Source organism: Acidobacteriota bacterium (assembly GCA_016195325.1).
Taxonomy (GTDB): Bacteria; Acidobacteriota; Polarisedimenticolia; order JACPZX01; family JACPZX01; genus JACPZX01.
The window spans coordinates 1-22,834 of the sequence record JACPZX010000037.1; the positions used below are offsets into that span (position 1 = coordinate 1).

Sequence of the window (22,834 nt, forward strand, 5' to 3'; positions counted from 1 at the left end):
CGCGTCGCGCCCTCCTCGATCGAGCCCGACCCGATGGACGGCCTCGTCGTATGCCCGAGCCAGGGGGACCCGGATAACTGCGGGCAGATCGCGCTGAACATCGCCGGGAGCGCCGCTGACGCGCGGACTGGCGGGACGGTGCTGCGGGCCCAGTTCGGCGCCGCGGGAACGCCGGTCACCCTCGACGCGAGGCGCTCGACGGCAGGGCCCTCGGGGCACGAGTGCCTCGTCGGCCTCCTCGAGTACCAGTGGAGCGCGCTCGACGCCGCCGGGCAGGTGAGTCAGGTCGTCTCCCCCTTCTCGCCGGACGGCGACGCGGTCGTCGCTCCGAACGACGACGGCGACTACCTCCTCGAGTCGCGGTGCTCGTCCGATCTCTCCTGCGCGGCCTCATCCACGGTCCGCGTCGAGGTCTACCCGGGAGACGGGAGCGATCTGACCAACTCGGATCTCGACGCGACGCTCCAGCCCCTCGACGGCCTGCGCATCGACCACGATCCCGCCACGAACGTCGCGACGCTCACGTGGCGCGCGCGACCTCAGGTCTCCGGCGTCTCCGGGTACGATCTCTTCAAGCGCGACTACGACCCGAACGGCGTGAAAGGCGTGTGCAGCGGCACCGCCGCCGGCTCGACGTGCGTCGCACCGAGTGACTGCGGGATGATCGGGCAGCCGTGCGGCGGCCCGACCCAGTTCGTGGCGAACGCGCAGTGCAACCAGGCGCACGCCGATCTCTTCTGCGGCGCCGTCTTCAAGGGATCGGCCTGCTTCGCCAACGCCGTGCCGCAGGGGGCGGCGGGGGCGGAGCTGTCGAGAACCGACTCCGCGATGCCGGCCCCGCGCCACGCCAGCCTGTATATGGTGGGCCACTCGAGCACGAACGCGGCGGCCATCGCCCCCCTCGGCTTCCGCCCTGCGGCGAGCACCCGCCCCGGCGCCCTCGTCACCGCCGCGGGCACCTGCCCGTAACGGGCCACCAACGCCTTGACCCACTTCGCCGATCCCGGTATAAGTCGTCGGACTTGTCCGTCGTGTTGGGAGTTCACGCGGCGCGCCCGCCCTGGGGGGAGGGGAGCCGCACGAGCCAAAGGAGGCCGTGACGATGAGACGAAGCAGACTGGGCGCGGCGGTTGTTCTCGCCGCCATCGCGATCGCGGGGGTGTCGATCAGCGGCGCCTCGACGTTCCTGAAAGTGGACGTCCCGACCCTCCAGAAGATGTCGGAGTCGGTCGTTCACGCGAAGGTGGTGGACATCCAGAGCGCCTGGAACGACGAAGGCTCGGCCATCTTCACGCTCGTGACGCTCGACGTGAAGGGGCGCCTGCACGGCACGGCCGCAGATCAGCTGATCGTGCGCGTCCCGGGCGGGACGGTGGGCGATTTCACCTCCGAGATGGAGGGGGCCCCGAAGTTTCACAAGGGTGACGAGGTCGTCGCCTTCATCGCCCGGTGGTACGACGGCGTGGCGATGGTCGCGGGGTACGCGGAAGGGCTGTCGAAGGTGAAGCACGACCAGCTCGGCAACCTCCTCCTGGAGGGGGGCCTGGCTGACGGGATGCCCATGTCCGATCTCGCCCGGCAGCTCGGCCGGGCCGGCAAATAGGAGGCGGCGATGAAGAATCGATTCCATGTCGCCGTCCCGGCGGCCTTCGTGATGGTGATGATCTCCACCGCGGCCTTCGGCTACGCGCTGCTCTCGCCGACGCGGCGGTGGTTCAACGCGGACACTCCGCGCCAGGTGAACGTGGACAACCGCGGCGTCTCGACGGTGACGGGGGGAGATCCCGATCACGGCGTGACGGCGGCCGTCAACGCGATCAAGACCTGGAACAGCAGCGGGGTCAACGTGACGGCGAGCTCGTCCTCGTCGGTCGCGTACCGCCAGGGGGACGGGATCAGCGACGTGATCTTCGGCGATCCTCTCCACATCTGCTCCGGCACGTGCCTCGCGGCGACGCTCACCGGCTACTACAGCACGAGCTCAACGGGGACGTGCGGCGGCGTCACGATGGACAAGATCACCGACGCCGACGTGGCGTTCAACCTGACGTACGACTACACCACCCCCGCGCAGGGGAGCTGCAGCAACGAGATCTACCTCGACTCGGTCGTGGCCCACGAGGTCGGGCACGTCATCGGCCTCGCGCACTCGAGCTCGTCGTCGGCGCTGATGTATGCCAGCGTCGCGTACTGCAATGACAAGCAGGTGGCGAGCGACGACATCAACGGGCGGAACGCCCTCTACAACTGCACCCTCGTCGAGGGGGGCGGTGGCGGCTGCTCGAGCGCGGGCGCCTCGTGCTCGGTCAACAGCGACTGCTGCTCGAACTCGTGCAAGGGAGGCAAGGGCGGCAAGACCTGCAAGTGATCTGAGAGCGGCGCCCCTCCGCGCCGCTTTTTTCTTACTTCTCCTTCGTGAACAGGAGCTTGTGCGCCACCCGGCGGGCCTTCGGCGTCGTGCTGACCGAGGCGCTCACGATGCGGAGCTGGTTGACGCTCATCGACCCGAGGAGGGGCTCGACGAGGACGTCGGGGAGGTGAGGGTTCCGCGCGAGGTTCAGCTTGACCTGCTCATCGTTGAGCCACGCCGTGTTCCCGGCGATGGTCGTCACGTGCTGGTGGGAGAGGTTCGTCCGCGAGGAGATGGCCCGCACCTCGTCGACGCCGAGCTTCGAGTTCTTCAGGAGGAACTGCAGGACCTGCGGGTCCGGATCGTTCGCGAGCGCCGCTCGCTCCTCGCGCCCCGCCTTGAGCGCGAGCATCACCTTCAACGTCGTCGGCATGGCGCGGATCTGCTTCTCGACCGGCAGGCGCTCGCCCGCGTCCCCGGTCTTGAGCTTCGCGGCCTCGTAGGAGAGCCCCTTACGGAGCTGCATCACGAGATGCTTCAGCTCGGCGAGGAGCGCCTCGCTGGTCGGCGAGAAGCTCACGACGAACCCGGCGGGTTTCCCGTTGAGGCGGCTCTGTCCCAGGGTGACGACCTCGGTCACCTCGGCCCGCATCCGGAAGGTGCGGGCGATGAACCCGATCTCGACGAGGACGTCGCGCACCTCGCCGACGGCGGGGGGCTTGTCGTGCTTGAGGAAGACCGAGCCGCTCTCGAGCGCGGGGGCGAACTCCGAGATGAACTCGTTCGGGCTGCCGAAGTGGATCTCCGCCGGGAGCGTCGAGGAGGCGCCCGGCGCCGGGGGGGCCCAGAGAATGCGCGGCATGGGGATCAATCTGCACCGCGAGATGTCCGGCGGCAACCCCCCTCACCGTGTTAGGCTCCGAACGTTCGTCTCAGGGACACTTTCCGGATGTCCGGAATTTATGGAGAGAACCCATGACCCATCGAGGGAGTGCCGCGGCGGCCGCCATCCTGGCGGCGCTGCTGATAGTTGCAGCGTGCGGGCCGGTCGTGAGCGCCGACGCCCCGGTCGTCACCTATTACTACATCCCCGGCTGAATGGTCTGCAGCCGGCTGATGCCCGCCGTGAGCGGGCTCGAGAGCGAGTTTCCGGGGAAGGTGAAGGCGCGCAACGTGGACTGCACGTCGGATGAAGGGGTGAAGGCGGTGCAGGAGCTCGGCTTCGGGAGCCACGGTCTCGTCATCCGTGACCACACAGGCTCGGTCCTGTACAAGGAGGCCGACCACGGCGTGAAGATCGACGACGTCCGCGCGGCGCTGAAGCGGATCCTCAGCGCCTGAAGGACCACCGCGCCCTGACGAGGGCGCGATCGTTCCGGCGCCAGGCGCCGAGAAACGTCCCGTCCGGTCCGTCGATCATCTCGACCCCCGCCGAGATTCGCAGCGACGGGCCCACCGGCAGGGAGACCTCCCCCCTCCCCAGCGTCCCGTCTCCCTGAAGGCTCCGGACCACCTCGATGGATGCCCCGGGCCCCGTGGGGACGCTTCTCTCGACGTGCAGGATGACCGCCGGGAGCGCCCCCTGCTCGAGCGACGAGGCGGTGGTGGTCACCGCGGCCGCGCCGCGGATGTCGGCCCAGCCGCCGATCATCCGCCAGTTCCCCTGGGTCCACTCCGCCTCGAGGACGAAGAAGGTGAAGCTCCGATCCGCCGGGGCGCCGCGAGAGTCCACGGCGAGCTCGCCGCGGAGCGCGAGCCGGCCCCGGACGATCGCGAGGTCGCCCCCCGTCGACCGCAGCCGGGGCTGGACCCGGTCGAGGGCCACGACGAGAGTGGTCGGCGTCGAAGGGCCGAGGAGAGGGCGGCCGAGGAGGACGCTCTGGTCGTCCCAGCCCTGGTAATGCGAGATCGATCCCTCGCACCACGATCCCCGGCGATCGACCTTGACCGCCCACGCGGCATTGTCCAGGCGGACGCCGGGGTAGGTGGCGTCCCCTTCGCGCCAGTCCAGCGCCAACGTGGAAGGCCCGCCCGGAAATGGGCTCGGGGTCGAGGCGGGAAGCGGCAGCCATCGTCGGTCGGCTATGGGGAGGCGCGTCACCCCGGGAGCCGGGAGAACGTCCCCCTCGACGGTCGTCGCCCCGCGATAGAGCCGGCCGCGGATCGCCCACGACGAAAGGCGCACGCGATCGAGCGGATCGAGCGTGTCGAACGGGGTGAGGTTGTCTGTGGGGTTCCAGACGTCGGCGCGTCCCCACGGGAGGATCATCTTGCCTGCCGCGAGGTCCCAGGCCGGCATCGTCCACGTCGCCGAGAGATCCTCGATGCGGGCGGGGGCGCGCGAGAGCGCGCGGTCCGACGAATCGTAGAAAGAGCGCCGGTCGACCTCGTTGTGCGTGTCGAGGTCGAAGTCTCCGGAAGCCCGGACGAGAAGATGCGGAGTGAGTCTGCGCTCCCACGCGAGGCGCGACGTCATCCATCCGACGGCGTCGGGGCTGCCCGAATCGCGGTACGCGTCCGCCTTCGCCTCGACCCATCCGGTGAGCGTTCCCTCGGCGCGCAGCGGGGCGAGCGAGAGGGCCATCGCGAGAAGGAGCGCGGCGCCCCTAGCGAGGCGGGGCATGGATCTCCTGGAGGCTCCGGACGGTGAAGAACGAGTCCTCGAGGGGGAGGTCGTAGCGCAGCCCGGCGAGCGTCAGCTCGGTCCGGCTCTCCTTCTCGAGATCGAACATCACGAGGCGGTGGGGGGTGACGATCCCCTGCACGGTCCGGTGATCCGACAGGACGAGGCGCCGCCTCAACTTGTCCGCGACGAAGAGATCGAGCCTCATCAGCGCGTAGTCCCCCTGGCGGATGAACGAGAGCGAGCGCGAGTACTGGCTCTTTTTCCCGGCGTGGGGGGTGGAGGAGACGATCCAGCACGCGCCGCCGTCGCAGGGTTCCTCTCCCTGGAGCATGTAGTCATCGTCGTCGACGACTCGCTCCGAGAGGTCCTCGTACGTAAAATCGGTGCCGAGGAACTTCGTCGACTTCTCCTGCGCCGCGATCCGGCGATCGCGATGGATCGCGGGGGTCCACATCCACTGCTCGTCCTCCCGGCCGGCTCTGGCAACCGTGAGGAGGGAGACCCCTGCGACCTCAGCAGGGGAGGTGAACTGGAGGATCGTCTTCGAGTCACCGCCGTAGCCCAGGCGCCAGAAGCGCCACCCTTTGTCCCGCACCTTCCCCTTCGAGTCGTAGACCTTCAGGCTCCCGTCGTAGAACTGGCTCTTCGTCGTCCGTCGCCGGTCGGCCTCGCGGGCGATCTCCTGGCCCGTCGGCGCCGCGGAAGATGGGGCGATGGTCGCGAGGGAAACGGACGCGAGCGCGAGGGCGATCGCCGCCGCGCGCCCGGCAGGGCGCAGGAGCCGGGGGTCACTCATAGGCCAGGGCCTCCACCGCGGCCGTGCGGACCGCGAGACGCGCGGGATACCAGGCGGCGCCGATCGCGACGGCGATGAGGGCGGGCACGGAGGCGAGGGCGGCCTGAGTCGGATAGACGAAGGGGAAGACCCATCCCGAGATGGCCGTCCCGAGGACGTGCACCGTCAGCTCGGTCAGGTAGGCGCCGACGAGGCATCCGAGCCCGGCCCCGGAGATCGCGACGGCGATCGCCTCGAGGACGAAGAGGCGCTTCACCTGGCCGCGGACCGCGCCGATCGCCTTGAGAATCCCGATCTCGCGGCGCCTCTCCGCCACCGAGATGAGGAGTGCGTTGACGATCCCCATCACGGCGACGAGGAAGGCGATGGCGAACTGCACGTACGTGAGCGCGAAGAACTGGTCGCAGACGGCGGCGATCCTCGCGCGGAACTCGGCCCCGGTGAAGACGAAGAGGCGGGTGCCGCGCCCGGCGAACCGCTCGAGGATGGCGGTCTTCATCGCCGTCGGGTCGGCCCCCGGATCCAGCATGACGTCGAAGGTGTCGACCCGGTCGTCCTTGAAGTGCGCGACGTAGACGGCGCGATCCATGTAGATGCTGCCGCGATCCGAGGAGTACTCGACGATCACTCCCGCGATCGGCGAGTCGAAGCGCCCCGAGGGGGTGTCGAGCGCGACGGCGTCGCCGGCGTGCAGGTGATGGCGCGCGGCGAAGTTGTCCGACACCAGAACGCCCAAGCCTGCGACGAAATCGCGGCGGGCGCGCGCCTCGTCCCCGTCCGCGAGCCAGATCTTCGCGCGGCTCAGGAATTTCTCGGCGTCGAGGGCGAGGACGGTGATCTGCTCGCCGTCGTAGACCTGCTTGACGACGCGGACGCGCTCGACGTGGCGGACGCCGGGGATCTTCGCGATCTCTTCGGCGTAGCTCGCGGGGAACTGGAAGGCCTTCGAGATGAAGCGCTCCGTCCCCGTGACGTAGAAATCGGCGTTGAGCGACTGGTCGAGCCAGCGCGTGAGGGATCGGCTGAACGACGCCGCGTAGCCGGCCTGGGAGATGCCGAAGGCGACCGAGATGAGGAGCGCGGCGACGGTGGCGGCGGTGCGCCTCGGGGCGGCGAGGAGCGCGTCCACGGCGAGGCGCCCCTCGATCCCGAAGAGCCGCGACATCGGGGCGCGGAGGAGGCGGCTCGTCCACGAGGTGAGGAGGGGGGCGAGGAGGATGACGGCGATGCCGAGAGCCCCCATCGCCTCGAGGGCCGCGGGGAGCCCGGGGGTGAAGCCGGCCCGGACCCTCAGGAGCCCCGCGGCGATCAGCGTCAGAAGTCCGGCCCACCCTCTCGCGCGCGAGCGCCCCGGGTCGAACCGCAGAGCCGCGCCGCGCGCGAGCGCCTCGACGGGATCGACGCGCCCCGCCGCGCCGGCCGGGAGCCATGTCGCGAGGAGCGAGGAGCCGAGGCCCAGGGCGGCGCCCGTCAGGATCGGCCCCGCCGACCAGGTCACCTCGGCCGACACCTGCGAGAGGCCGTACGCCGCCTGCACGAGCTGGCTCATGAAGCGGGTCGCGCCGCGCGCCATCACGAGCCCCATGGTGATCCCGGCCGCGGAGCCGGCGCAGCCCAGCGCCAGCCCCTCGGCGAGGAACGTCGCGCGGATGAGCCTCGGCCCCGCCCCCAGGGAGCGCAGCACCCCTATCTCGAAGCGGCGGCGCGCGACGGCCACCGCGAAGACGTTGAAGATGAGGAATGTCCCGATGAAGAGGGCCTGCCAGCAGGAGAGATCCATCGCGCCGCTGAAGGCGACGAGGAGGGATTCCATCTGGGTGCCGCGGCGGAACGGGGGATCGACGGAGTACCCGGGACCGAGCGACGACGCAAGAGAGCGCGTCGCCGCGTCGATGGTGACTGCGGGCTCGAGCAGGACGTCGATGCGATCGAACCGCTTGCCGCGGTTGAAGACGTACTCGGCGGCGTAGATGTCCATGACCGCCAGGTTTCCTCCGAAGGCGGTCGCAAACCCCTTCGGCGCGAGAAGGCCGCGGACGGTGAAGGCCTTCGGCCCGAGAGCCGTCTCGAAGGTGATCTGGTCGTCGATCGCGAGGTGGTTGCGCGCGGCGAAATCGGCCGAGAGGCAGATCGAGTCGGGCTGCGCGAGGAAGACGAGCGGGTCGTCGATCCCCTCGTCCTCCCCCTCGAACTCGTAGTCCCTCAGGCGCCGATCCCCGGTGAGATCCACGCCGAGGACGAAGATGTTCCCCTCCGAGGCCTTCTCTGAGCGGACGATCGCCTCGACGACGGGCGCCGCCGCCGAGACCCCCGCCGCGGCGCGCACCGTGTCGAGCGCCTCCTCGGGGAAGCCGACTTCCCCCGACGTGATCTGGATCTGCGCCTTCCCGGCGACGCGGTCGAGAGTGTCATGGAGGGCGAACTTGAGCGACGTCGAGGCGGTCTGGATCGCAACGAACACGGCGACGCCGAGCGCCACGCCGGCCGCGGTGAGGATCGTCAGGCCGATGTGGCGGCGGGCGTAGGGGAGGGAGACGCTTCGAAGGAGGTGGAGGAGCTTCATCGGGGGGTCAGCGCCCCGCGGCGGTCGCGGTCACCGGCGCCGTCTCCACCCGGCCGTCTCTCAGGCGGATGACGCCGTCGCAGTGGGCGGCGATCCGGTCGTCGTGCGTGACGACGACGACGGTCGTCCCCATCTCGCGGTGGATCTTCCGGATGACGGTGAGGATCTCCTCCCCGGTCGCGGAATCGAGGTTCCCGGTCGGCTCGTCGGCGAGGAGGAGGGAGGGGCGTGTGACGACGGCGCGCGCGATCGCGACCCTCTGCTTCTCCCCTCCCGAGAGGGCGTCGGGAAGGTGGTCGTCGCGGAGCGCCAGGCCGACGAGGGCGAGCGCGTCCCGCCCCCTCGCCTCCGCCTGCGCTCTCGTCGACCCCGCGAGGAGGAGCGGGAGGGCGACGTTCTCCGCCGCGCTCAGCGAGGGGAGGAGGTTGAAAAACTGGAAGACGATGCCGATCCGATCCCGGCGCACCCTGGTGCGGGCCTCCTCGTCGAGGGCGGCCAGGTCCACCCCGTCGAGCAGGACCTGCCCCGACGTGGGCCGGTCGAGGCCGCCGAGGAGGTTCAGGAGCGTCGACTTGCCGGACCCCGAAGGGCCCATGACCGCCAGCATGGCGCCGGTGGGAATCGTCAGATCGACGGAGTCGAGCGCCGTGACGGAGCGGGCGGCTCCGTAGACGCGCGTGGCCTTGCGAAGCTCGAGCATCGAATCGATGATATCGCACAGGCGCGGGCCCTTCTGCCGGTTCGTTCATTCACCCATCAATCTTCCGGGAATCCGTCCGATTCACCCCGCATGAAGGCTCTCATTGCCGACGACGACGGCGTCTCGCGCGCGCTGCTGCGCACCCACCTGGAGAAGGCGGGCCATGAGGTCGTCGAGGCATCGAACGGCCGCTCGGCGTGGCAGACCTTCCGGAACGAGAGCTTTCCGCTCGTCATCTCGGACTGGATGATGCCCGAGGTCGACGGCCTCGAGCTGTGCCGCATGATGCGCGCCGAGGATCGGCGCCTCTACACGTACGTGATCCTGCTGACGGCCCTCGGCGGGAGAGGAAGCTACCTCGAGGGGATGCGCGCCGGCGCGGACGACTTCCTGTCCAAGCCCTTCGACGCCGAGATGTTCCGGTCGCGACTCCACGTCGCCGAGCGGATCCTCAAGCTCCAGAGCGAGGTCACCCAGCTCCAGGCGCTCCTTCCCATCTGCTCCTACTGCAAGAAGATCCGCGGGGAAACCGGGGCCTGGGTCCCGGTCGAGGCGTACATCGCGGCCCGGACCGACACGCGCTTCTCCCACGGGATCTGCGCGGAGTGTTACCGCGACGAGGTTCTCCCGGAGCTGGCGCGCCACCGCCCCTGAGCCGGACCGCCCGCCGATGGACCCGCCCGGTCGGTACGGCTATCCTGTCCGCTTCCCTGGATACCCGTCCCACACCTGAGGGCGCTTCCGGACATGCCGACCAAGCTCGGCCGCCTCTTGAAAGGCAGGCCGCGCGACTTCTCCGATCCTCACGTCCACCATCAGATCTCCCTGGCCGCGGTCCTGGCGTGGGTAGGTCTGGGCGCGGACGGGCTGTCGTCCTCCGCCTACGGGCCGGAGGCGGCGTACCGCGCGCTCGGGCCGCACGGGGGGCTCGGCCTCTTCCTGGCGCTGATGACGGCTGGGACGATCTTCCTGATCTCCTTCTGCTACAGCCGGCTCATCGAGGAGTTCCCGTCGGGCGGCGGCGGCTACCTCGTCGCGAGCAAGCTCCTCGGCCCGAAGATCGGCCTCGTCTCCGGCTGCGCCCTCGTCGTCGACTACGTGATGACGATCGCCGTCTCCATCGCGTCGATGGGGGATCAGATCTTCTCGTTCATGCCCCGGGAGTGGATCCACGCGAAGCTCCCGATCGAGTTCCTGGTGATGGTCCTCCTCATCATCATCAACCTGCGCGGGGCCCGCGAGTCGGTGACGGCGCTGATGCCCATCTTCGGCGCCTTCGTGATCAGCCACCTCCTCCTCTTCCTCGCCGTCTTCCTGAGGAACGCCCCGGCCCTTCCCGGCCTGCCGGCGGAGGCGATCCGGGAGGCGGGGCAGGGGGCGTCGTCGATCGGATGGATCGCCCTCATGCTGGTTCTCGCGCGGGCCTTCAGCCTTGGAGGCGGCACGTTCACCGGAATCGAGGCTGTGAGCAACGGTGTGGGTGTGATGCGGGAGCCGCGCATCCCCACGGCAAAACGCACGATGCTCTACATGGCGCTCTCCCTCGCGGTCACCGCGGGCGGCATCCTCATCGGGTACCTGCTGATCCACGCGGTGCCGGTCGAGGGGAAGACACTCAACGCGGTCCTCGCTGAGAGGGCGTTCGGCGGGATGCACGTCGGACCGATTGGACTCACGTCGTTCCTCGTCATCTTCACTCTCCTGTCGGAAGGGGCGCTGCTGGCCGTCGCGGCCGAGACCGGATTCATCGGAGGCCCGCGCCTCCTGTCGAACATGGCTGTCGACTCGTGGGTGCCGCGCCGGTTCGCGACGTTGTCGGACAGGTTAGTCACGCAGAACGGTGTTCTGCTCATGGGCCTGGCCGCCCTCGCGATCATGGCGGCGACGGCCGGCCACACCGAGTACCTGGTCCTCATGTATTCGATCAACGTCTTCGTGACCTTCTCGCTCTCGTTTCTGGGGATGTCGCGCCTGTGGTTCAAGCGTCGGCGCACGCAGGCCCACTGGCGCCGGCCGCTCCTCCTGTACGTCAGCGGCTCGTGCGTCTGCCTGGGGATCCTCGTCCTCACCGTCTACGAGAAGTTCACCGAGGGAGGGTGGGTGACGCTGGGGCTGACCGGCGGGTTCTGCGCGATCTGCTACCTGATCCACCTGCACTACGGCTCGGTCCTGAATCAGCTCAAGCGCCTGGACGAAGTGCTGACCGCGATCCCCCTGCCGGAGGGGATTCCCGATCCCGGGCTGCCGGACCCGAACGCTCCGGTCGCAGTCGTCCTCGTGCCTCGGTACAGCGGGCTGGGTGTCCACTCGCTCCTGTCGGTCCAGCGCCTCTTCCCCGGCTTTTTCAAGGGGACGGTCTTCGTATCGGTGGGAGTTATCGACACCGAAAACTTCAAGGGTACCGAGGCGGTCGCCGCGCTGCACGAGGCGGGCGAAAAGGACCTCCAACGTTACGTCACCCTGGCGCGCGGCCTGGGGCTCGCCGCCGACTCGTCCTACGGGATGGGGACGGAGGCCGTGGCCGTGCTGGAAGAGATCTGCACCCAGGTGGGGAAGAAGTATCCGCGCGCCGTCTTCTTCGTCGGGAAGCTCGTCTTCCAGCGGGAGCACTGGTACAACCGCCTGCTCCACAACGAGACGGCGTACTCGGTGCAGCGGCGCCTGCACTTCGCCGGCCTGCAGGCCGTCATCCTCCCGATCAGGGTTCTCGAAGCCGGCTAGAGCGCTCGGGGCGAACGCGCTTTCCGGCGGCCTCGGCCCGCGCTCCTCGACCTTCGCCTCGGGCCATCTCCGCGTAGAGAGCGGCCATCGGCCGGGCGGCGCCGGCGCCCGAAAACCGTTGCCAGGCCTCCTCGCGGGCGGCCGTGGCCAGCCGGCCCCGATAGGCGGCGTCGTGGAGGAGCAGGATCCATGCGCCCGCGAGGGCCGACACGTCGCCCGGGGAGGCGAGGAGCCCGGTGCGCCCGTCGTCGACGAGATCCAGGACGCCCGCCACTCGGGTCGCGACGACGGGTCGCCCGGCCGCCATCGCCTCCAGAATCGGAAGAGGGAAACCCTCGGAGCGCGATGTCACCGCGAGAAGATCGGTGTCGGCCAGCAGGTCCGCCACGCCGTCGAGCCAGCCGGTGAACGTGATCCTGTCCCTCACGTGGAGCTTGAGGGCGAGCTTCTCCAGGCTCGGGCGCAGAGGCCCTTCCCCCGCCACGACGCCCCTCGCGTCCCTCAGGCTCCCGGCAACGACGGCGAACGTGCGGATGAATGTCTCGGGATCCTTCGCCGGCGTGAGCCTCCCGACGAGGGAGATGAGCGGAGCCTGAGGCGAGAGGTTCAGCCGCCGGCGCCACACCCCGGGGCCCGCGGGCGCGAAGAGGGATGCGGGATCGATCAACGGGGCGACGACCTGGATGCGGGCCGCCGGCGCGATCCCGGCGTCGACGAGCTCCCGTCGCAGCGACTCGCTGACCGCGACGAGCCTCCCGGTCGATCCCGCGAGCTGCCTCTCGGCCTTCGCGTTGGCTTTCATGAGCAGGCCATCGCGCCCGAGCCGCCCGAGCGGTGCGTGAAACGTGTGGACCGTGCCGGCGACGCCCGCGCGGGCGGCGGCCATCCTTCCCAGCACACCGGCCTTGGGCAGGTGCGTGTGGACCACGCTCGGGCCGAAGGAGCGCAGGACCTCTCCCAGCTCCCGGAGAGCGCGCCGATCGGCGAGGATCGAAGCGCGCCGGCCGAGCGACGGGACATCGAGGATCCGGACCCCCGCGCGATCGGCGTACGACCGCAGGGAGGCCTCACCTCTCTCGTCCCGACCGCACGCGATGGCCCCCTCGACCTCGCCCGAGAGCGCTCGCACGAGGTCGACGACAAGGCGGGCCGAGCCGCCCGCCTCGAGGCCCGTGATGACGTGGAGGACGCGGGGGCGCTTCAACCGGGTGTCTCCTCAAAATACAAAACCCCGAGAGCCGCGAGGCTCCCGGGGTTTCGGGTGAGGTGCGTGGTCCGTTTAGCTGATGAGACGGACGTTGGCAGCCTGCGGGCCCTTGGGCCCCTGGCTGATCTCGAACTCCACCTGCTGGCCCTCTTCAAGCGAGCGGTAGCCGGCTCCCTGGATGGCCGAGTAGTGGACGAAGACATCGCTGCCGCCGTCCTGTTCGATGAAACCGTACCCCTTGGCGTTGTTGAACCACTTCACCTTGCCGTTAGCCACGATCGTAACTCTCCTTTACTTGCTTTTTCCCCGGGGGTAGCGCCCCCGAATTCGCCGGTAGTTCGTACTGGGCAAAAAAAAACCACAGGAACGGATCGCCCCTGTGGAATTGCCGATTATTGATCAGGCGTTACCCCGGACGAACTTCCGTACAACGTTGTTGATGGTACTCGACTCGGCGCTCCGTGTCAACGTTTTTCTTGCGTGAATTCTAAAGCGGCCCCGGCCGCCGGCGCCGGTGGGCCGTCCGGCAGTTCCGCACGCCGCCGTCCGAGCCAGCCGACACCCTTCGCGCCCGGACCGCCTTCCGGCGGACACCCGGATGCGAGCGGTTTCCGACGAATGTCCTTGACGGCCGCTAACTTCCACAGAATAAGAGGTTATTGCTGCCTTCGAATCGGGATGGCCGAGCCGGAATTTCTCGCGTGACTGGCACGGAGAGTGCTGGGTTCAGCGCGTCCGCTGGCCCGTTCGCGTCTTAACTGTCGACAACAAGGGGGATCCGCGTCATGAAGAGACTCAAAGTCGCGCTCATCGGTCTCGCACTCATTCTGGGGGGGACGTCGGCGTCGGCTCTTCGCGCCGCAACGGCCCATCGCCCGATCCGCACCTACATGCTCAACACCGGGGTGACCCCGGGAGCCCGCGGCAAGATCGTCTATTCGTCGGGCACCCGGCAGTCGGTCCTGACGCTGGCGGTTCGCAAGCTGGCTCCCTCGACGAGCTACGACGTCGTCGTCAACGGGCGCGTCGTGGATCACGTGAGAACCAACGCGGCAGGGGGCGGCAAGATCGTCCGCCGGTCCCGTGCAGCCGGCAGGGCCGGCGGGCTCAGCTTCGACCCGCGCGGCGCCACGATTCAGCTCGACGGTCCGGACGGTCCGGAGCTCGAGGCCGACGTCCCGGGGTGCGAGGAAGAGGGTGACTCGCTCGATGAGATCCGGCTCGACCTGACGGCCGCCACCGGGGTCGCGGGGACGGCGAAAGCGGAGTTCCGTGAGCTGGCCGGGCGCATGAAGTTCGACGTGGAAATCGAAGGCGCGGTACCCGGCACGTACGATCTGCTTGTCGCGGGTGCCGCGGCCGGCCAGATCGTCGTGGGTGTCGACGGATCGGGGGAGATCCGGTTCGACTCCGTCCCCTCGACGGGAGACGAGCTCGATGACGACTCGTCGGACCAGATGGATCTCCTCCTCACGTTCGATCCCCGCGGTCAGTCAATCGAGATCCAGCAGGCGGGTCTCACGAGCTTCTCGGGGACGCTGCCCACCGCTCCGCCCGCACCCGTCGTCTGTCCCGACGACGATCAGGGGGACGACGACGGTGGTGGGGGAGACGACTGACGCCAGCCCCGCGCTCATCGAGGCGACTCATTCATGGAAAGGAGCTGCAACGCATGACGACTAAATCGAAGATCCTCACGGTGGCCTTCGCAGCCGCCACGACGATCGTCCTGGCGACCCCGGCTTCTGCGAGCCAGGGCGGCCACAACCTGATCAAGTCGAGCATGTTGAACACCGGGGTCGAGCCGAACGGCCGTGGGATGGCCGAGCTCATCTCCAACAAGGCGCAGACGTTCTTCCAGATCAAGGTGCGGAACCTGACCCCGAGCACGTCCTACGACATTGTCGTGAACGGCGCGGTCGTGGACACGATCATGACCGACCCCTCCGGAGAGGGGCGGGTCATTCACCGCGCCCGGGCTCACGGCTCCGCGACGACGCTTCCCTATGATCCGCGAGGGGCGACGGTCGACGTCTCCCTGCTGGGCACCATCGTACTGGCCGACGACTTCCCCTCCACCCCGCAGCAGAGCCAGGACAGGGTCGAGATTCGCTTTCCCCTGACGCCCGGCGTCGGCGTGACGGGCGAGGCATCGGCCCGGTTCGTGACGAAGTCCGGTCGGATGAAATTCGACGTCCGGATCGAGGGGGCGCTGCCCGGGACTTACGACCTGCTCGTGGGCGGCGTGGTGGTCGGTCAGATCACCGTGGACTCGACCGGGAGGGGTGAGATCGACTTCGACACGATTCCGGACAGCGATCCGAACGACGCGGACGGCATCGACCTCCTGATGACGTTCGATCCGCGCGGGCAGGCGATCTCGATCCAGCTCGCCGCAATCGACGCGTTCACGGGGACCTTCCCGCTCGTTCCGTAGGAGATCACGGGCGCGCCGGGTGAGGCCGCCGAATCGGGGCGGTGTGGGAAGGCGGGCAGCCCTCTCGCGCCGCCCTTCCCGCGTCCGGGGGCTCCGCGGCCTCGCCGCGGGGGGCTCTCACCCCTCCCTGAGGGCATCGACGATGGGGATGCGCGCCGCGCGCCAGGCGGGCAGCAGCCCCCCGAGAAACCCCATCGAGGCGGCGAACAGCATCGACGCCGCGACGATCTCTCCGCTCAGCGAGAACTTCCACGCGACCTCGCTGAATGACGTCCAGTTCGTCGTCGAGAACGAGAGGTACTGGAGCGCGAAGGCGGGGAGGATTCCCACCACCCCGCCGACGATGCCCACGAGCGTCGATTCGAGGACGAACGCGAGGAGGATGCTCCGGCGCGGGTAGCCGAGGGCCCGCAGGGTCCCGATCTCGGCCGTGCGGGAGCTGATCGTCGCGAACATCGTCAGCATCGCGGCCAGGATCGCCGCGAGGGAGAAGACGGACGTCACGAAGATCCCCAGGATCTGGATGAAAAGGGCGATGTACGTCGACTGCTTGTCGTAGAACTCGCGCTCGCCCTGCACCTGAGCGTTGAACCGCGGGTCCTTTTCGATCCGCTCCTTCAGCGTGTCGAGACCTGCGGGGTCCTTCAGCTTGACGGTGACGGATGAGTACGTCGGGCGGCGCACGGCGGCCATCACCTGCTCGGCATCCCCCCACAGCTCCGATTCGAACCCCGTCTCGCCGGCATCGAAGAGGCCCACGACGGTCCAGTCGCGCCCTCCGAGGTGCACCGTCTCGCCGAGGCCGCACCCCTTGAACTTCGAGGCGATCAGGCTTCCTGCCACGAGCTCGGAGAGCCCCGGAGTCCAGGTCCGTCCCTCGACGAGCTTCACCGGCCGCATGTTCAGCGAGTCGGGGGTGACCCCGCGGACGACGATGTTGCTCGTCTCGCCGTTCGATCGCTTCGGCGCCGAGATGATGACGATGAGCTCGGAGGCGGCCACGGGCGCCCCGTCGGAGCCCACCGCCACCTCGGGCTGGGTCTTCAGAATTGCCGCCTGGTCACGGTCGATGCTGCTCACCAGCTCCGAGGTCGCCCCCTTGCGGAGGACGATCGCGTTATCGAGCGACCCCGTGCTCACCAGCGTCTTGCGGAAGCCGTGCGCGAGCATGAGGACCGCCGAGAAGATGACGACGACCAGCCCGATTCCGGCGGCCGCGAGGAGGGTGGTCCCCTTGCGCGCCGTCAGGTTCTTCACGCTGTAGGCGATGGGGACCGCCATCTAGTTCACTTTCCTGAGCGCGGCCGCGATGGGGAGGCGCACGGCGGTCAGCAGCGGGAACACCGCGGCGGCGACGCCGCACGCGGCGCAGAGGCCGACGGCCGCCGCGACGGTGCCCGGCTGAAGCGTGAAGCTCGGGAAGAAGGCGCCGAGGTTCGACTCCATGAAGGCGCCGAAGACCGAGATGACGGGGTAGGCGAGGGCGATCCCGAGGGCCGCCCCCGCGAGCGAAATGACCATCGCCTCGCCGGCGATGATCGCCACCAGGTGCGGGGCGTGAAACCCGAGGGTCTTCATGACGCCGTACTGCGCGACGCGCTCCCGCGCCGTCATCATCATGGTGTTGGCCATCACGAGGAGGACGATGAGGATGACGATGAAGGAGATGATCCGGATCGCCTCGACCACCGTGCCGGCCATGGAGACGAACGACATCTGGAACGCCTTCTCGGTCTCCGTGAGCGTCTGGGCCGTGCTGTCGGCGTACGCGGCGTCGATGGTCTTGCCGATCCGCGGGGCGGCGTTCGGATCCGCGATCTGGACGACGTACCACCCCACGGGGCTGTCGTTTCCGTAGCGCGCCTTCACCCACTCGTTCAGGTAGTCGAACCGGAAGAGCATCGCGGTGGTGTCGGTGGTCCGGTCGCGCCCCCGGTAGATGCCGCGGACGATGAACTCCCAGTTCCCGTCGTAGATCGTGCCGGTGAGGACGATCGAGTCGCCCAGCTTCCATCCCCACCTTCTCGCCAGCTTCTCTCCAATCACGCACGCCTTGCGCTCCGAGAGGAAGGCCTTCTTCTCCTCGGCCGTCAGGACGAACTCCGGGTAAAGGTCGAGGTACGAGTCGTCCACCGCGAACTGCGCGAAGAAGTTCTTCTGGTCCTGGTAGTACCCCCCGAACCAGTTCCCGTGAGCCACCGCCTTGACGCCCTGGACCTCGCGGATGCGATCACGGTACGCCATCGGGAGCTCGAACATGAGGGAGACCTTGTGCCGCGTGACGAGGCGGTCGGGAGCCGAGGCCTCGGCCCCCTGGTAGTAGGAGCGCACCGCGGTCTGGAGGACTCCGAAGGAGACGACGGCCACGGCGATGACGAGGGCCGTCAGCGCCGTTCTCCCCTTGTTCCCCAGTCCGTTCCTGAGGGCGAGGTTCAGGAGCGGAGGCATCAGCGAAGCACTCCCTTCTCGAGGTGCCGCACCGTGTGCCCGCGCTCCGCCGCGTGCGGGTCGTGCGTGACCATGATGATCGTCTTCCCGTGCTCGGCGTTCAGGCGCGCCAGGAGGGTCAGGATCTCGTCGGCCGACTTCGCGTCCAGGTCTCCGGTCGGTTCGTCCGCGACGAGGATCTGCGGGTCCGAGACGATGGCGCGCGCGATCGCCACGCGCTGCTCCTCCCCCCCCGAGAGCTGCCGCGGGTAGTGCTGCGAGCGGTGGGCGAGGCCGACGATGCCGAGCGCCGTCCCAACGTGCTTTTTCCGCTCGGCCTTCGAGAGCTTCGTGAGGGCGAGGGGGAGCTCCACGTTCTGCGCCGCGCTGAGCACGGGGATGAGGTGGTACATCTGGAAGACGAAGCCCACCGTGCGCGCGCGCCACTTCGCGAGCGCCGACTCCGAGAGCGACGGGAGCCGTGTCCCCGCGACCGAGATCTCGCCCGAGGTCGGCCGGTCGATCCCGCCGATGAGGTTCAGCAGAGTCGACTTCCCCGACCCGGAGGGGCCCATCAGGACGACGAAATCCCCCGAGTTGATGTCGAGGTCGATGCCGTCGAGGACCGGGATGAGGAACGAGTCGCGGCGGTAGGTCTTCTTGACGCCGCGCAGCTCGATGATCGGCTGGGCCACGGGAATCTCCTTCCGGAGGGGGCGACGGATGGGTTCGGGAGCCGACAGGATACCCGGGGCCGCGGATCCGTCAAGACAAACAAAAACCCCCGCGAGCTGGAGCCCGCGGGGGTTCGAGGGTGAATCGGTTCGAGCTTAGTGGAAGCGGACGTCCAGGACGCCGGCCACGCGGAGGACCGAGTCGCTCGGCGCGCCGGATCCACCGGTGAGTCCGTCCTTCGGCTTCAGCGAGGCGACGCCGGCGCCGAAGTAGACGTTGTCGGTGTACTGGTACTTGTACCCGGCGTCGATCTCGGTGCCGTAGTCGTCCACGTGCACGTTACCGGCGCCGGTCTGAATGTCGTTCTCGGTCGGCTTGAAGTTCCACAGGGTGACGCCCACCTTGTGCTTGCCGTCCTTGAACGTGCCCATCCAGCCCACCTTGGCCGCGGTGATGCCTGCGGAATGAGCGTTGAAGTTCGCGCCGAAGAAGTCGGCGCCGCCGAAGCGTCCGTGCACCGAGCTGAAGAGGTCGGTCCAGCCCTTGATCTTGTTGTCACCCGTGTTCTTGTCACCCGACTCGCTGATGCCGCCGATGAAGACGCGGTGCACCGCGTTGCCGCCGACGAAGTTCCAGCCCACCGAGCCCTCGAAGACCGAGCCGGTCAGGTTGAGATCCTTCTGGGTGGTTCCGTCCTCGACGTTGCCGCTCTGCAGCGCGAGCTCCGCGCTCCAGTCGAGGTGGCCGGACTTCGCGTCCGCCTTGTTGTTCACCATCCGCCACCAGTGGGCGCCGTACGTCCAGAAGCGCGGCTTGTCGATGTTTCCCGGCGCGGGCTGCACGCCGTTGTACATGTCATAGGCGTAGATGTCCAGGTCGCTCTTCATCTTCTTGCCGAAGTGAAGGTGGCCTGTCGCACCCCAAACGCGCGTGTCCTCGGAGCCGCAGCTCACGCAGGTTCCGCCCGGAGCCGGGGTCAGGGCGCCGAAGAACTGCTCGTTCGCGATGTACGCGAGGCCGGTCAGCTCCCAGCTGTGGAACTTCCAGTTCGCCGTCGCGCCGTCGTAGACCGTGCCGGCGTAGAAGTCCTCGTTGCCGAAGATCAGTCCGGTCCCTTCCATGTGCTCCTGGCGGCCCACGGTGAGGGTGACGTTCTTGCCGATGAAGTGGTTCAGCGTCACGTTCCCCTGGTACAGATTCACCGAATCGGGGCTGGTCGTGAAGGCCTGCTGGGTCGGCGGGAACGAGGACGACTGCCTCGGGTCGCCGTTGAAGCCCCACACGCCGAAGCTCTGGAACTGGAAAGCCACGGTGACATCGTGCGACAGCACGCCGTCCACGCCGATGCGCGCGCGGAAGGGCATGAAGTCGACCATGTCCTGGGCATTGCTGTCGAAGTCCGCGTAGTTCTCGAGGTGCTCCTCACGGGTGCGGAGGCCACCGTTGAACGTCCACTTCCCTTCGCCCGAATCCGCCGCCTGGGCGAGGGGCATCGATGCCAGCACCAGAACCGCCAGCACCGCCAGCACGAGCGTCTTTCTCATCCGTGTTTCCTCCTGTACGTGAACTCAACTGAGCAACTGACTGCTATCGAGCTCGAGAGTCGCCGTCTTCGAGGCTCGGGTCACTGTCCCTTACGCAATCCTTGACTGTCTGTTCCTGCCATCCCGCCGCGGCCGATCCGCGGCCCTGCACCTATCGCGTGAATGTCTTGTCTTGGATTCGACCCGCCGGAGCGTCCGCTCCCGGGTCACCCTCGGCGCCGGCGACTGCCACCGTTTGCGCGCCGCCCTGCGTCCCGCTCACTCTCGAGCCCGGGATCGCGATGTCGTCCGTCTCTTGGGCATCCAACTCCCAGCTAGCGCGGACTCGCTGCCGGTCCTCCTCCACCCACGAGCCCGAGGGGACCGAGCCGTTCCGGATGGGTCGGCGGTTCCACCGCCGCATCACCCCGGCCCGACCGGGGGCCCCACCCTACACCGTTGCCCTTGGAACGGTCAAACCCAAAATGGCAACGCCCTGCCTACCCACAGCCCGGTCACCCGAGCGGGGAAACGCGGCGCACTTGATACAACACCGTAAAGTGCGTGTCAATGATTCTTTTCGATGAACCGATATGCCTTGCGGCGCAAGGCTTTTCGAGGCATCTCGCGCGTCGCTCGAAGGCCTCGCGAGCGGCGAACCGGGCGGAACGGTCCTGAACAAGCCGGGCCGAGGAGCTAGCCCTTGAGCTCGCGGCCGTGCCGGAGGACCTCAGCCACGAGGAGATCGACATCCGACGGGCGGGTCCGCGGGTTCAGGATGCACGCGCGGATCGCGAAGCGCCCGCGAAGCTCCGCGTGGGTCGGGTAGACGACCGCGTCGAGCTGAACGCGCCGGAGGATCTCGCGGTTGATCCCGTCGAGGGATGGCTCGTCCATCCCCGGAGGTGCGTAGCGGAAGCAGACGACGCTCAGCGGGGCGGGGGCGAGCCGCTCGAGCTCGTCTGCGGCGTCGACCATAGCGGCCAGGTGCCCGGCGACCGACACGTCCTGCTCCACCATCTCGCGGAGGCTCGAGGTCCCGTAGTAGCGCAGGATCATCCAGAGCTTCAGGGCGCGGAAGCGCCGCGAGAGCTCGGGGCTTCGCTCGAAAAACGTGTACGAGGTCCGCGGCCCCGTCTCCCCTGAACGGGCGTACTCGCCGACCTCGGTGTACGGCGCCCGGAGCGCCGCCTGGTCCCGGACGAGGAGGGCGCCGCAGTCGAACGGAACGTGGAGCCACTTGTGCGGGTCGATGGCGACGGAATCGGCCTCCTCGATGCCGTCGAGACGGCGGCGGAGATCCGGGCTCAACGCGGCGAAGCCGCCGTACGCCGCGTCGACATGAAGCCAGAGCCCCTCCTCGCGGCAGATCACCGCCAGATCGCGCAGCGGGTCCACCGCCCCCGTGTTCGTGCTCCCCGCGTTCGCGACGACGCAGAATGGAACGGCGCCGTCCTCCCGATCCTCTCGAATCCGCTCGCGCAGGGCGGTGAGGTCGAACGTGAAATCCGGGCGACTGGGCAGCACCCGGACGCCGTCCCGGCCGATCCCCAGGAGCGACGCGGCCCTCGGCACCGACATGTGGACCTCGTCGGTGGCGTACAGCGTCATCGGCCGCCCGAGCGTGATCATTCCCCCCTGCGAGACGTCGGCTCCGGCCTTCGCGTCCCTCGCCGCGGCGAGCGCGGTGAGCGTCGCGCTCGATCCGCCGCCCAGCAGCAGTCCGTCCGTTCCCTCCGGAAGGCCCAGAATGCGCCTCAGCCAGTCCACCACCACCCGCTCGAGCTCCGTTCCCGACGGGGAGGATCTCCACGCGGTGACGTTCTGGTTGATGCCGGAGGCGAGGAAGTCGCCGAGCGCCCCCACGTCGCTTCCCCCCGAGCAGACGTACCCGAAGAAGCGCGGCGAGTCGTTGCGCCGGCCGGATGGGATGATCCGGTCGCGGATCTCCTCGAGGAGCCGATCGATCGACGTCGGCTCCGCGGGGAGCGGGGTATGGAGCGCCGCGCGGAGCGCCTCGGGATCGACGCGGGGGATGACGACGCCGGGGTCAGCCTCCCTCGCGACGTGCCGCTCGGAAATGAGCCGGGCGATCTCCGCCGCGGCGCGCGCCAGCTCTTCCGCCGAAAGGTCCAGGGGTCTCGTCACGTGCCCATGATATCCCGCGCTCCGATGTGTTTCTTGACAGTTCGGGAGCCGTCCAAGTATTTTGAATTCGCCCGCGGCCCCTCTGGGGGAGGTGCCGCATGATGCTCCAGTGGCCCTCGCAGTTCAGTGCGATACCGAGCTACGGAGACTTCGATTCTGGCGACCGGGGAGCCCGACACACCCTTCCACGCCCGCGCGGGTCCTTGCGTCATGAGCCCGCCGATCCCGTCCTCGCGTCACGACACTTCGCTCTCTCCCGCCCACCGGCCCACCCGGCACCCCGTCTCGCGGTCCCGTTCCCGTATCGCCCCCTGGGGCGTCCCCATTTGGAGGAGGACTGACTCGTGAGAAAAAGACGGATCGTCCAGGCCCTCGCCGCGCTCGTCCTGCTCTTTCCTTTGAGCTGGATGCCGGCCTCGGCGCAGATCACGACCGGCGGTATCACGGGCAAGATCGTGGATGAGAAGGGGGACCCCCTTCCCGGAGTTCTCGTCACCGCGAGGAACCGCGACACGGGGATCGAGCGCGCCGTCACGACCGACGGGTCCGGCAACTTCTCGCTTCTCGCGCTCCCTCCGGCGACCTACATCGTGCAGGCGACGTTCACGGGGTACGGCGCGCCGCTCAAGACGGTGGTCGTCAACCTGGGGCAGAAGGTGCC

General features: G+C 68.6%; 21 protein-coding genes. 9 read left to right on the plus strand and 12 right to left on the minus strand.

The window, feature by feature from the left end; genetic code table 11:
* The 3 genes from HY049_08465 to HY049_08475 all read left to right on the plus strand — a co-directional run.
* Window positions 1–969: hypothetical protein (locus tag HY049_08465; protein ID MBI3448930.1), on the plus strand; the 969-nt coding region annotated here is incomplete at its 5' end.
* Window positions 970–1,102: 133 nt separating this feature from the next.
* Window positions 1,103–1,603, plus strand: a complete 501-nt coding sequence (locus HY049_08470) for a hypothetical protein (protein MBI3448931.1) — start codon at window positions 1,103–1,105, stop codon at window positions 1,601–1,603.
* 9 nt (window positions 1,604–1,612) lie between these two features.
* A complete protein-coding gene (locus tag HY049_08475) occupies window positions 1,613–2,368 on the plus strand; it encodes a matrixin family metalloprotease (GenBank protein MBI3448932.1) in 756 nt (251 codons plus the stop codon).
* Window positions 2,369–2,402: 34 nt separating this feature from the next.
* On the opposite strand, the gene HY049_08480 is transcribed toward HY049_08475, so the two are convergent.
* Entirely contained in the window at window positions 2,403–3,212 is an 810-nt protein-coding gene (locus HY049_08480; protein ID MBI3448933.1) for a hypothetical protein, read from the minus strand.
* A gap of 263 nt (window positions 3,213–3,475) precedes the next feature.
* Here HY049_08480 and HY049_08485 point away from each other — a divergent pair, with 263 nt between their 5' ends.
* Window positions 3,476–3,691 (plus strand): hypothetical protein, encoded by a 216-nt coding sequence (locus HY049_08485; GenBank protein MBI3448934.1) that lies wholly within the window; start codon window positions 3,476–3,478, stop codon window positions 3,689–3,691.
* On the opposite strand, the gene HY049_08490 is transcribed toward HY049_08485, so the two are convergent.
* Genes HY049_08490 through HY049_08505 form a run of 4 tightly spaced genes read right to left on the minus strand, consistent with a single transcriptional unit; the run spans window position 3,681 to window position 9,035 of the window.
* Window positions 3,681–4,973, minus strand: a complete 1,293-nt coding sequence (locus HY049_08490; protein MBI3448935.1) for a hypothetical protein — start codon at window positions 4,971–4,973, stop codon at window positions 3,681–3,683. The two genes, HY049_08485 and HY049_08490, sit on opposite strands and share 11 nt — an antisense overlap.
* On the minus strand, window positions 4,957–5,772 hold the full coding sequence (locus HY049_08495) for an outer membrane lipoprotein-sorting protein (protein MBI3448936.1): 816 nt from the start codon (window positions 5,770–5,772) through the stop codon (window positions 4,957–4,959). Before HY049_08495 ends, HY049_08490 begins: the two co-directional genes overlap by 17 nt.
* Entirely contained in the window at window positions 5,765–8,335 is a 2,571-nt protein-coding gene (locus HY049_08500; GenBank protein MBI3448937.1) for an ABC transporter permease, read from the minus strand. The genes HY049_08495 and HY049_08500 overlap by 8 nt, the downstream gene beginning before the upstream one ends.
* 7 nt (window positions 8,336–8,342) lie before the next feature.
* The gene (locus tag HY049_08505; protein ID MBI3448938.1) at window positions 8,343–9,035 is read right to left on the minus strand and encodes an ABC transporter ATP-binding protein; all 693 of its coding nucleotides are present in this window, start codon (window positions 9,033–9,035) and stop codon (window positions 8,343–8,345) included.
* A gap of 90 nt (window positions 9,036–9,125) precedes the next feature.
* Here HY049_08505 and HY049_08510 point away from each other — a divergent pair, with 90 nt between their 5' ends.
* Together HY049_08510 and HY049_08515 are read left to right on the plus strand one after the other, a co-directional pair.
* Window positions 9,126–9,689: a response regulator gene (locus HY049_08510; protein MBI3448939.1), complete on the plus strand. Its 564-nt coding sequence runs from the start codon at window positions 9,126–9,128 to the stop codon at window positions 9,687–9,689.
* A gap of 93 nt (window positions 9,690–9,782) precedes the next feature.
* Window positions 9,783–11,756, plus strand: coding sequence for an APC family permease (locus HY049_08515; GenBank protein ID MBI3448940.1), 1,974 nt, complete (start codon window positions 9,783–9,785; stop codon window positions 11,754–11,756).
* Here HY049_08515 and HY049_08520 read toward each other — a convergent pair.
* Both HY049_08520 and HY049_08525 read right to left on the minus strand, forming a co-directional pair.
* Window positions 11,734–12,960: a glycosyltransferase gene (locus HY049_08520; protein ID MBI3448941.1), complete on the minus strand. Its 1,227-nt coding sequence runs from the start codon at window positions 12,958–12,960 to the stop codon at window positions 11,734–11,736. The two genes, HY049_08515 and HY049_08520, sit on opposite strands and share 23 nt — an antisense overlap.
* 75 nt (window positions 12,961–13,035) lie before the next feature.
* On the minus strand, window positions 13,036–13,239 hold the full coding sequence (locus tag HY049_08525; GenBank protein ID MBI3448942.1) for a cold-shock protein: 204 nt from the start codon (window positions 13,237–13,239) through the stop codon (window positions 13,036–13,038).
* A 509-nt stretch (window positions 13,240–13,748) separates the two neighbouring features.
* On the opposite strand from HY049_08525, the gene HY049_08530 reads away from it, so the two are divergent.
* Together HY049_08530 and HY049_08535 are read left to right on the plus strand one after the other, a co-directional pair.
* The gene (locus tag HY049_08530) at window positions 13,749–14,582 is read left to right on the plus strand and encodes a hypothetical protein (protein MBI3448943.1); all 834 of its coding nucleotides are present in this window, start codon (window positions 13,749–13,751) and stop codon (window positions 14,580–14,582) included.
* Window positions 14,583–14,635: 53 nt separating this feature from the next.
* Window positions 14,636–15,400 carry a hypothetical protein gene (locus HY049_08535; GenBank protein ID MBI3448944.1) on the plus strand — a complete coding sequence of 255 codons (765 nt, stop codon included), beginning with the start codon at window positions 14,636–14,638 and terminating at the stop codon, window positions 15,398–15,400.
* 117 nt (window positions 15,401–15,517) lie between these two features.
* Here the strand turns inward: HY049_08535 and HY049_08540 are convergent, their stop codons facing one another.
* The 5 genes from HY049_08540 to HY049_08560 form a co-directional block, all read right to left on the minus strand.
* Window positions 15,518–16,681, minus strand: a complete 1,164-nt coding sequence (locus tag HY049_08540; protein ID MBI3448945.1) for an ABC transporter permease — start codon at window positions 16,679–16,681, stop codon at window positions 15,518–15,520.
* Window positions 16,682–17,848, minus strand: a complete 1,167-nt coding sequence (locus HY049_08545; protein ID MBI3448946.1) for an ABC transporter permease — start codon at window positions 17,846–17,848, stop codon at window positions 16,682–16,684.
* Window positions 17,848–18,522 carry an ABC transporter ATP-binding protein gene (locus HY049_08550; GenBank protein ID MBI3448947.1) on the minus strand — a complete coding sequence of 225 codons (675 nt, stop codon included), beginning with the start codon at window positions 18,520–18,522 and terminating at the stop codon, window positions 17,848–17,850. Before HY049_08550 ends, HY049_08545 begins: the two co-directional genes overlap by 1 nt.
* Before the next feature lie 135 nt (window positions 18,523–18,657).
* On the minus strand, window positions 18,658–20,046 hold the full coding sequence (locus tag HY049_08555) for an alginate export family protein (GenBank protein MBI3448948.1): 1,389 nt from the start codon (window positions 20,044–20,046) through the stop codon (window positions 18,658–18,660).
* A gap of 675 nt (window positions 20,047–20,721) precedes the next feature.
* Window positions 20,722–22,173 carry an aminotransferase class I/II-fold pyridoxal phosphate-dependent enzyme gene (locus HY049_08560; GenBank protein MBI3448949.1) on the minus strand — a complete coding sequence of 484 codons (1,452 nt, stop codon included), beginning with the start codon at window positions 22,171–22,173 and terminating at the stop codon, window positions 20,722–20,724.
* Window positions 22,174–22,517: 344 nt separating this feature from the next.
* On the opposite strand from HY049_08560, the gene HY049_08565 reads away from it, so the two are divergent.
* On the plus strand, window positions 22,518–22,834 hold a 317-nt coding region (locus HY049_08565; protein ID MBI3448950.1), incomplete at its 3' end, for a carboxypeptidase regulatory-like domain-containing protein.

Excerpts from the sequence above, each read along its gene's own strand:
- HY049_08480 (MBI3448933.1), bottom strand. The coding sequence starts at position 3,212 with ATGCCGCGCATTCTCTGGGCCCCCCCGGCGCCGGGCGCCTCCTCGACG.
- HY049_08495 (MBI3448936.1), bottom strand. The coding sequence starts at position 5,772 with ATGAGTGACCCCCGGCTCCTGCGCCCTGCCGGGCGCGCGGCGGCGATC.
- HY049_08555 (MBI3448948.1), bottom strand. The coding sequence starts at position 20,046 with ATGAGAAAGACGCTCGTGCTGGCGGTGCTGGCGGTTCTGGTGCTGGCA.
- HY049_08515 (MBI3448940.1), top strand. The coding sequence starts at position 9,783 with ATGCCGACCAAGCTCGGCCGCCTCTTGAAAGGCAGGCCGCGCGACTTC.
- HY049_08470 (MBI3448931.1), top strand. The coding sequence starts at position 1,103 with ATGAGACGAAGCAGACTGGGCGCGGCGGTTGTTCTCGCCGCCATCGCG.
- HY049_08500 (MBI3448937.1), bottom strand. The coding sequence starts at position 8,335 with ATGAAGCTCCTCCACCTCCTTCGAAGCGTCTCCCTCCCCTACGCCCGC.
- HY049_08540 (MBI3448945.1), bottom strand. The coding sequence starts at position 16,681 with ATGGCGGTCCCCATCGCCTACAGCGTGAAGAACCTGACGGCGCGCAAG.
- HY049_08535 (MBI3448944.1), top strand. The coding sequence starts at position 14,636 with ATGACGACTAAATCGAAGATCCTCACGGTGGCCTTCGCAGCCGCCACG.
- HY049_08475 (MBI3448932.1), top strand. The coding sequence starts at position 1,613 with ATGAAGAATCGATTCCATGTCGCCGTCCCGGCGGCCTTCGTGATGGTG.
- HY049_08510 (MBI3448939.1), top strand. The coding sequence starts at position 9,126 with ATGAAGGCTCTCATTGCCGACGACGACGGCGTCTCGCGCGCGCTGCTG.
- HY049_08505 (MBI3448938.1), bottom strand. The coding sequence starts at position 9,035 with ATGCTCGAGCTTCGCAAGGCCACGCGCGTCTACGGAGCCGCCCGCTCC.
- HY049_08490 (MBI3448935.1), bottom strand. The coding sequence starts at position 4,973 with ATGCCCCGCCTCGCTAGGGGCGCCGCGCTCCTTCTCGCGATGGCCCTC.
- HY049_08530 (MBI3448943.1), top strand. The coding sequence starts at position 13,749 with ATGAAGAGACTCAAAGTCGCGCTCATCGGTCTCGCACTCATTCTGGGG.
- HY049_08545 (MBI3448946.1), bottom strand. The coding sequence starts at position 17,848 with ATGCCTCCGCTCCTGAACCTCGCCCTCAGGAACGGACTGGGGAACAAG.